This is a genomic window from Shewanella sp. SG44-6 (assembly GCF_014164185.1).
GTDB classification, from domain to species: Bacteria; Pseudomonadota; Gammaproteobacteria; order Enterobacterales; family Shewanellaceae; genus Shewanella; species Shewanella vesiculosa.
Map to the genome: position 1 here is coordinate 1 of NZ_JACJER010000303.1, position 767 is coordinate 767.

A 767-nucleotide genomic window follows, 5' to 3' on the forward strand; every position below is an offset into this window, starting at 1 on the left:
GCCATGATTGAATCTTGGTTAGTGGGGTAACACTTAAATGTCACATCCATTTGATATTTTGCCGCTAGAGAGTGGTGCTAGGTTGATTTTTACCCCTTGCCCAGGGACTAAATCTGTCCCTGTGACAGAGGCGGTGGCAACTCTTAAAGCGGCGGGAACTGAGGTCATCATAACCTTAATGCCACTTGCCGAATTGCAAATATTTGGTGTTGCATCATTGCCCGATATTTGCCATGAAGCGGGGATCCGTTGGTTACATTTACCTATAGAAGATGATGCGGCACCCGCAGAGGCATTCGAGCTCGCGTTTGCGCGGCACAAAGCAGAACTGCTGGCATTGATGCAAACTCAATCCACAATTGCCATTCATTGTCGCGGTGGTTCCGGTCGCACAGGATTAATGGCGGCAATCTTGCTGTTACTGGCGGGAGGCTCCTTGGCAGAAGTGATAACCCAAGTGCAATCCATTCGCCCTAATGCCTTAACCAATGTGCATCAACGCGGCTATATCGAACCGATAACGCTTTAATCTTAAACAAATAATATAAAACACCTAATATAAAACTGAGTGTGAAGGATGCAGATATGACAATCAAAATCGGGATAAATGGCTTTGGCCGTATGGGACGTTTAGCATTACGTGCTGCTTGGGGCTGGGAAGAGGTTGAGTTTGTGCAGATTAATGATCCCGCAGGGGATGCGGCGACCTTAGCCCATTTGCTGACATTCGACTCTGTGCATGGTCGCTGGCAGTACGAAGCCAATGC

2 protein-coding genes are annotated in these 767 nt (G+C 47.8%); both read left to right on the top strand.

All coding sequences use genetic code 11. The annotated features are described in order from the left end of the window. Positions 1 to 37 precede the first annotated feature (37 nt). Positions 38 to 529 carry a tyrosine-protein phosphatase gene (locus H5185_RS22325; RefSeq protein ID WP_182743348.1) on the top strand — a complete coding sequence of 164 codons (492 nt, stop codon included), beginning with the start codon at positions 38 to 40 and terminating at the stop codon, positions 527 to 529. 56 nt (positions 530 to 585) lie between these two features. Beyond that, on the top strand, positions 586 to 767 hold a 182-nt coding region (locus H5185_RS22330; protein ID WP_310741708.1), incomplete at its 3' end, for a glyceraldehyde 3-phosphate dehydrogenase NAD-binding domain-containing protein.

Coding starts and splice junctions, on each gene's coding strand:
- H5185_RS22325 (WP_182743348.1), top strand. CDS start 38: ATGTCACATCCATTTGATATTTTGCCGCTAGAGAGTGGTGCTAGGTTG.